Source organism: Halovulum sp. GXIMD14793 (genome assembly GCF_054457435.1).
In genome coordinates, this window is record NZ_JBTLNE010000043.1 from 25694 (window position 1) to 32623 (window position 6930).

General features: G+C 58.5%; 9 protein-coding genes. 6 read left to right on the top strand and 3 right to left on the bottom strand.

The annotated features are described in order from the left end of the window. The first annotated feature begins 48 nt into the window (after positions 1–48). The 6 genes from ACW9UQ_RS12990 to ACW9UQ_RS13015 are packed head-to-tail and all read left to right on the top strand — an operon-like array spanning position 49 to position 4476. Positions 49–759, top strand: coding sequence for a response regulator transcription factor (locus ACW9UQ_RS12990; protein WP_458931443.1), 711 nt, complete (start codon positions 49–51; stop codon positions 757–759). 5 nt (positions 760–764) lie between these two features. After that, positions 765–2444, top strand: coding sequence for an ATP-binding protein (locus ACW9UQ_RS12995; RefSeq protein ID WP_458931444.1), 1680 nt, complete (start codon positions 765–767; stop codon positions 2442–2444). Between the two features lie 2 nt (positions 2445–2446). Next, positions 2447–2875 (top strand): HPr kinase/phosphorylase, encoded by a 429-nt coding sequence (locus ACW9UQ_RS13000; RefSeq protein WP_458931445.1) that lies wholly within the window; start codon positions 2447–2449, stop codon positions 2873–2875. 7 nt (positions 2876–2882) lie between these two features. After that, a complete protein-coding gene (gene rapZ, locus ACW9UQ_RS13005; protein WP_458931446.1) occupies positions 2883–3794 on the top strand; it encodes an RNase adapter RapZ in 912 nt (303 codons plus the stop codon). Then, on the top strand, positions 3791–4207 hold the full coding sequence (locus ACW9UQ_RS13010) for a PTS sugar transporter subunit IIA (RefSeq protein ID WP_458931447.1): 417 nt from the start codon (positions 3791–3793) through the stop codon (positions 4205–4207). Before rapZ ends, ACW9UQ_RS13010 begins: the two co-directional genes overlap by 4 nt. Beyond that, complete coding sequence (locus ACW9UQ_RS13015) at positions 4204–4476, top strand: HPr family phosphocarrier protein (protein WP_458931448.1); 273 nt, start codon at positions 4204–4206, stop codon at positions 4474–4476. The genes ACW9UQ_RS13010 and ACW9UQ_RS13015 overlap by 4 nt, the downstream gene beginning before the upstream one ends. Positions 4477–4495: 19 nt before the next feature. Here ACW9UQ_RS13015 and ACW9UQ_RS13020 read toward each other — a convergent pair whose 3' ends face one another. The 3 genes from ACW9UQ_RS13020 to ACW9UQ_RS13030 form a co-directional block, all read right to left on the bottom strand. Then, positions 4496–5077: a cytochrome b gene (locus tag ACW9UQ_RS13020; RefSeq protein ID WP_458931449.1), complete on the bottom strand. Its 582-nt coding sequence runs from the start codon at positions 5075–5077 to the stop codon at positions 4496–4498. Then, the gene (locus ACW9UQ_RS13025) at positions 5077–5652 is read right to left on the bottom strand and encodes a YceI family protein (RefSeq protein WP_458931450.1); all 576 of its coding nucleotides are present in this window, start codon (positions 5650–5652) and stop codon (positions 5077–5079) included. The genes ACW9UQ_RS13020 and ACW9UQ_RS13025 overlap by 1 nt, the downstream gene beginning before the upstream one ends. A 181-nt stretch (positions 5653–5833) precedes the next feature. Further along, the gene (locus ACW9UQ_RS13030) at positions 5834–6709 is read right to left on the bottom strand and encodes a 3-hydroxybutyryl-CoA dehydrogenase (protein WP_458931451.1); all 876 of its coding nucleotides are present in this window, start codon (positions 6707–6709) and stop codon (positions 5834–5836) included. Positions 6710–6930 lie beyond the last annotated feature (221 nt).

Sequence of the window (6930 nt, forward strand, 5' to 3'; positions counted from 1 at the left end):
CCGACAGAAGTGGTGAAACATCTGTAAAAAACAACGGGGAAGGCAAATATGTCGGCAACGATTGCGCTAGTTGATGATGATCGCAACATCCTGACGTCGGTCTCGATGGTCTTGGAGGGTGAAGGCTACACCGTCAAAACCTACAATGACGGTCAAACCGCTTTGACTGCTTTTGAGAAGTCCATGCCGGACCTTGGTATCTTTGATATCAAGATGCCGCGGATGGACGGGATGGAGCTGTTGCGCCAGCTTCGTCAGAAATCTGACATGCCGGTGATCTTCCTTACCTCCAAGGATGAAGAGATTGACGAGTTGATCGGACTGCGCATGGGCGCCGATGATTACGTGCGCAAGCCGTTCTCGCAACGTTTGCTGGTCGAACGTATCCGCGTCATCTTGCGCCGGCGCGAAGCCATGCAGGAAGCTGAAAATGGTGGCGGGACTGCAGAAAGTACCGACACCATGACGCGTGGCTCCCTGACCATGGACCCGCTGCGGCATTCGGTTATCTGGAAGGGGCAGTCGATCACCCTGACCGTGACAGAATTTCTGATCCTGCAGGCGCTGGCCCAGCGGCCTGGTTTCGTGAAGAGCCGCGACCAACTGCTGGATGTGGCGTATGATGATCAGGTCTATGTCGATGACCGCACCATTGACAGTCACATCAAGCGCATCCGAAAGAAGTTCAAGGTCTATGACAAGGAGTTTTCCTCGATCGAGACGCTTTACGGTATAGGATACCGCTACAACGAGGCTTAAGCCATATGGCGACCCCGGGACGGTCAAATCCGCGGGTCATCCTGACTGGATACCGCAAGGCCGAAGATGGCGCAGGTGCGGATCGGATGGATTGGCAAACCCGCTTTGGCGGGCGCTCACCGCTGGCGCGCAAGGTCATCACGTTCAATCTGGTTGCTCTTGGCGTGTTGATCGCCGGGGTGCTGTATCTGAACCAGTTTCAGGACGGGCTTATCGTCCTGCGCGAACGGTCCATGCTGACGGAGGGGCGGCTGATCTCGCGCGCGATTTCCTATCAGATTGGTGATCGGTCGATTGAAGGCATGCCGAGGGCATATGTGCGGCGGTTGGCCGAAAGTCTTGGTCAGGGCACAGCCAGTCGTATATGGCTTTATGGAACCGAGGGGCAGTATCTTGGCGGTACGGGCCCCGAACAGACCACCTCGCTTGAGGCGCAGGCGCTGGAGCAGGAACCAAGTGCGCTGACAGAAATCATGAATGACATCTGGAACCGCTCTGCCCGGCTGTTGGGCAGCAGGTCCAGCGATGACTATCGTCCGATCAGTCCCGCCGTGGCCGGCCCGGTTGCGATGCGGGCCATGCAAACCGGTCGTCTGATCAGCGAGAAAACAACAAACGAGGATGGCCAGCTTGTGCTGATGGTCGGGGTGCCGATCGTGGTGGCCAACAAGATCGTTGGGGGTGTCACCCTGTCGACCCCGCCCGGTGATATCGACGCCTTCGTTCGCGGAGAGCGAGAGCAGATCCTGCAGGTCTTTGCGCTGGCAATCCTGTCCTCGATCCTTTTGTCGCTGGTGCTGGCGAACACCATCGTCCGCCCCCTGCGCTATCTGGCAGAGGCCGCAGTACAGGGCGGGGCAGAGAACCGGCACCAGATCAGCCCCAAGCGCGTTGATCTGCCGGATCTGACCGGGCGTCCGGATGAAATCGGCTATCTGTCGGGCGCAATGCTGAACCTGACAACGGCGCTCTATGACCGGATCGAGGCGAATGAGGAATTCGCCGCCGATGTTGCGCATGAAATCAAGAACCCGCTGACATCCCTGCGTTCGGCCGTCGACACCATGCCCTATGCCAAGGATGAAGAGGCGCGGGCAAAGCTGCTGTCGGTGATCCGCCAGGATGTGAACCGGCTGGACCGGCTGGTGACGGATATCTCCAACGCGTCGCGTCTGGATTCGGAACTGGTGCGCGACGCCCGCCAACGCTTTGATCTGCACCGGCAGCTGACAGACCTGGTGGAGTACAATAAGGGCCAGGCCGAAGACAAAGGGGCCAACCTGATTTGCAAGTTCCCCGATGAACCGCTTTGGGTGACCGGGCTTGAGGGGCGGTTGGCGCAGGTGATCGTCAACCTGATCGCCAACGCGATTTCCTTTGCCGAGGACGGCGACACCATCAGGGTCTCGACCGAACAACCCAGCCCGCGGCTGGTCCGCATCATGGTCGAGGATGAGGGGCCGGGCATACCGGAAGCCAACCTCAAGGATGTCTTCAAGCGGTTTTATTCCGAACGCCCGACGCAGCAGTTTGGCAACAATTCCGGCCTTGGGCTGGCGATCTCCAAGCAGATCGTGGATGCGCATAACGGGCGCATCTGGGCCGAGAACATCCGGCCTGACGGGGCCGATTCGCAGACGACCTCGCCCGATGGGGCGCGGTTCATCGTCGAATTGCCGGTCTGAGTGTGACACGCCTGCATGCCTCCGCCGTGGCCTTTGGCGACCGGGCGGTGGTGATCACCGGGCCCTCCGGCAGCGGCAAATCTGCCCTGGCCCTGCAACTGATCGCCCTGGGTGCGGATTTGATCGCCGATGACGGCCTGCTGCTTCAGGGCGAGGGCGATGCGCTGCGCATCAGCGCCCCTGACGCCATCAAAGGGATGATCGAGGCGCGCCAGATCGGCCTGTTGCGCCTGCCCTATATGACCTCTGCGCGGCCGGTTTTGGTGGTGAATATGAGCCTTGCAGCAACAGACCGCCTGCCACCAACGCGCAACACTGTGATCAATTCGCTGCGATTGCCATTGATTGCGGGGCAGAACATACCGAACTTAGCATCAGTAGTCGCCGCCTGGATTGGCCGGGACGGCAGTTTGATGGACCCCGACGATTGAGCGCCACATGAGTATTGGCGAGCAGACACGCCACCGCGAGGTGGCCATTATTACCGGTCCCGCAGGGGCTGGCCGTTCAACTGCGATCAACGCATTGGAAGATATCGGGTTCGAGGCCATCGACAACCTTCCGCTGCATTTCCTTAAACGGCTGTTCGCCGGGGATGAAAGCACAAGGCCGATTGCCATCGGCATTGACCCGCGTACCCGGGATTTCGACGCACAGACCTTGCGTGCCGAATTGGCCACGTTGGCCGAGATGCCGGGGCTTGCGGTTTCGCTGGTGTATATCGACTGCGCGACCGAGGTGCTTTTGCGCCGGTTCTCGGAAACCCGCCGCCGCCATCCGTTATCAACCACCGAAACCATTCAGGATGCCATCCAGGCCGAGCAGGCCTTGCTGTCGACGCTGCGCAATCAGGCCGATGTGCTGATTGATACCTCTGAAATGTCACCGCATGAACTGCGCGCAGAATTGGCGCGCTGGTTCGGGCAGGAGGCCGGGCCGGGCCTGACGGTGTCGGTTCAGTCATTTTCCTACAAACGCGGCACGCCGCGCGGGGTGGATATGGTGATCGACTGCCGATTCCTGCGAAACCCGCACTGGCAGGCCGACCTGCGCCCGATGACCGGACGCGACCGCCCGGTTGCCGCCTATGTGGAGGCTGACCCAAGTTACCCAGCGTTCCACGCCAAGCTTCTGGATTTGCTTGCCTTTCTATTGCCCGCCTACAAGGCAGAGGGGAAGTCTTACTTCACATTGGCACTTGGCTGCACCGGCGGAAAACATCGTTCAGTTTGTGTTACCGAATCTGTGGCAGAATCGCTTGCACAGGATGGCTGGCAGGTGTCTATTCGGCACCGTGAAATTGAGCGGGCGGGGGGAACGTCTGGTTCAAAGGGTTTGGTGGCATCGTGATTGGTATTGTAATCGTGGCTCATGGCGGATTGGCGAAGGAATACCTCGCCGCTATGGAACACGTCGTCGGCCGCAGGGACGGCACCCGTGCGATCACCATCGCACCAGATGACACACGTGCATCAAAACAGGCTGAAATCGACGCCGCGGTTGAGGCGGTCGATACCGGCAACGGTGTGGTTGTCGTCACGGATATGTTCGGCGGGACCCCATCCAATCTGGCGATGGCCGCCTGTGATTGTCATGATCACAAGGTGATTTACGGGGCCAATCTGCCGATGCTGATCAAACTGGCCAAGGGTCGGCATCTGCCGATCAATCAGGCCGTGGATTGCGCCCTGAATGCGGGCCGCAAATACATCAACTGCGCCGATGATCTGGGCATGCAGATCCGCGCGATGCCCGCTGAATGAGCATTTCTCAGACCCTTGCGATTACCAATGAAAAAGGCCTGCATGCGCGGGCCTCGGCCAAGTTTGTCGAACTGGTGGAAGATCATGATGCCACCGCGACGGTCAGCCGAGACGGCATGTCAGCCTCGGGCGATTCGATCATGGGGCTTTTGATGCTGGCAGCGGCCAATGGCACGACGATTGACGTTGTCACCGACGGATCGCAGGCCGAGGCGCTGGCCAATGCTTTGCGCACACTGGTCGAGGACAAGTTCGGCGAGGGAAAGTAGAGCGTCGCAGCCCGTTGCTCTACCGTCCCGTAATCATCCGCACCAAAACCCGGTCACGCGCGAACAGGTGATGCTTCAATGCCGCACCGGCATGAACCAGCAACACCGCGATCAGGGCAAAAGCACAAAGTTCATGCGCTTGCTGAAACAACTCGCTTAACCCTCTGTCGCCGGTGGTAAACGGATCCGGCATTTCGAACAGCCCGAATACCTTGTTAGGAATGCGGAACGGAAACGCCCCCTCGTCATTCAGCGGCGACGAACTGGCCATCAACCACCCGGTCAACGGCAGCGCGAACATCAGGATATACAGCGCCAGATGCGACGCGTGCGAGGCCTCCACCTGCCAGCGCGGCATATGGTCGGGCAGCGCGGGCGTCTTCCGGTTTACCAGACGCCAGACAACCCGCAGCACAGCCAGCACGAAGATTGTAAAGCCGATGCTTTTATGCTGTTGGGTCAGTTCATATCGGGCGATCAGATCACTCAGACGGGTCATATAAAACCCAACGGCCACCATTCCGATCATCAGCACCGCCATAAGCCAGTGGATGACCCTTGCGGGCCACCCCCAGCCTGTATCGGAGTTCTGAAACGCCATTACTCCGGGCTCATTTCCAGATGGATTGTCACAGGAATAACGACCCCAATGGCCGGTGCGTAAGTGTCCAGACCAAACTCAGTCCGGTCAATCGACCCGTTGATGGTAAAGCCTGCAACATCCGCATTGGGCGGAAACGGGCCTGGCGCGAGTTTGTTCAGAGTGGCATCGAAGGTCACTTCCTTGGTGACGCCCCGCAGGGTCAGGTTGCCGGTCACTTTTGCTGTGTCGTCACCCGTGGCGGTGACAGAGGTTGAGACAAACTCGATCGTCGGGTGGGCTGCGGTGTCCAGAAAGTCAGGCCCGATCACATGTTCGTCGCGGGCGGCGAAGTTGGAGTCAAAGCTGGTCGCGTCAATGGAAATGCTGGCTTTGGTTGCTTCGATGTTTTCCGGGTCAAAGTCGATCTTGGCTTCAAAGCTGCGAAACTGTGCGGGCACGTTGGAATATCCAAAATGCTCAACCTCAAAGGTGATCGCGGCATGGGATTTGTCTACAACCCAAGGGGCGGCAGGCAAGGTTACCGGGGCCAGAGTTGCGGCCAGCAAGGCGGCTGAAAGAGCGGGGCGTGTCATGGTGCGTTCATCCTGTCTGTGTTGCTCAAACGTATTACGCGTGATTGCGGCACATTGTTCACCGATGTTTCGATGATGCGCGTGCAATTACCTAAGGGAAGAAAACAGCAAGACAACTCACCTATTCGTGGAAACAGAAATTGCGCGGCGAACAGTTTGTTTCCGAATTGACGACAAAAGCTCAGCGTGTTGGCACTGGCGTCTCGCCACGATAGTCATAGAAACCACGCTGCGTCTTGCGACCCAGCCATCCAGCCTCGACATATTTCACCAGCAGGGGACATGGCCGGTACTTAGTATCTGCCAGCCCGTCATGCAGCACGTTCATAATCGCCAGGCAGGTATCCAGCCCAATGAAATCCGCCAGTTCCAGCGGCCCCAGCGGATGGTTTGCCCCCAGTTTCAGCGAGGTGTCGATTGAGGTCACGGTGCCGACCCCTTCGTAAAGCGTATAAATCGCCTCGTTGATCATCGGCATCAGGATGCGGTTGACGATAAAGGCCGGGAAATCTTCGGCGCTGGCCGAGGTTTTGCCCAGACGTTCCACCACCGCTTCCAGCGTCTTGTAGGTTTCTTCCGAGGTGGCAATGCCCCGGATCAGTTCCACCAGCTGCATCACCGGCACCGGGTTCATGAAGTGCAGGCCCATGAAGCGTTCCGGCCGGTCGGTGCGGCTGGCCAGACGGGTGATGGAGATCGAGGAGGTGTTCGAGGTCAGGATCGTCCGCTCGCCCAGATGCGGGGCCAGCGACTGGAAGATCTTGTTCTTGATATCCTCGTTCTCGGTCGCGGCCTCGACCACCAGATCGGTTGCGCCGATTTCAGCAATGTCATCTGTTGTCGCGATCCGTGCCAGCGCGGCATCCCCATAGGCCTGGCTGATCCGTTCAGATTTCACCTGCCGGTCAAGGTTCTTGCCAATGGTCACCAGCGCCTGCTCCAACGCCTCGGCGCTGACATCATGCAGCTTCACCTCATACCCCGCCAACGCCATCACATGCGCAATCCCGTTGCCCATCTGGCCCGCGCCGATCACACCGATTGTCTTGATTTCCATGCAAGCGCCCCTTCGTTTGGCGACAACCTAACGGGACCTACCCCCCACCCGCAAGAGCGTACAAACAGGACACAGGATTCACAGCAAAGTCAGATTAGGGCTTGTTAACACTATTGTCTATCGCTGAAATGTTCTAACTATATGTTATGAATGAGATAACAGAAAGCCACTACGCGCTGATCTGCCCCTACTTACCGGTTCAGCGCGGGAATGTGCGGGTT

Excerpts from the sequence above, each read along its gene's own strand:
- ACW9UQ_RS12990 (WP_458931443.1), top strand. The coding sequence starts at position 49 with ATGTCGGCAACGATTGCGCTAGTTGATGATGATCGCAACATCCTGACG.
- ACW9UQ_RS12995 (WP_458931444.1), top strand. The coding sequence starts at position 765 with ATGGCGACCCCGGGACGGTCAAATCCGCGGGTCATCCTGACTGGATAC.
- rapZ (WP_458931446.1), top strand. The coding sequence starts at position 2,883 with ATGAGTATTGGCGAGCAGACACGCCACCGCGAGGTGGCCATTATTACC.
- ACW9UQ_RS13015 (WP_458931448.1), top strand. The coding sequence starts at position 4,204 with ATGAGCATTTCTCAGACCCTTGCGATTACCAATGAAAAAGGCCTGCAT.
- ACW9UQ_RS13020 (WP_458931449.1), bottom strand. The coding sequence starts at position 5,077 with ATGGCGTTTCAGAACTCCGATACAGGCTGGGGGTGGCCCGCAAGGGTC.
- ACW9UQ_RS13025 (WP_458931450.1), bottom strand. The coding sequence starts at position 5,652 with ATGACACGCCCCGCTCTTTCAGCCGCCTTGCTGGCCGCAACTCTGGCC.
- ACW9UQ_RS13030 (WP_458931451.1), bottom strand. The coding sequence starts at position 6,709 with ATGGAAATCAAGACAATCGGTGTGATCGGCGCGGGCCAGATGGGCAAC.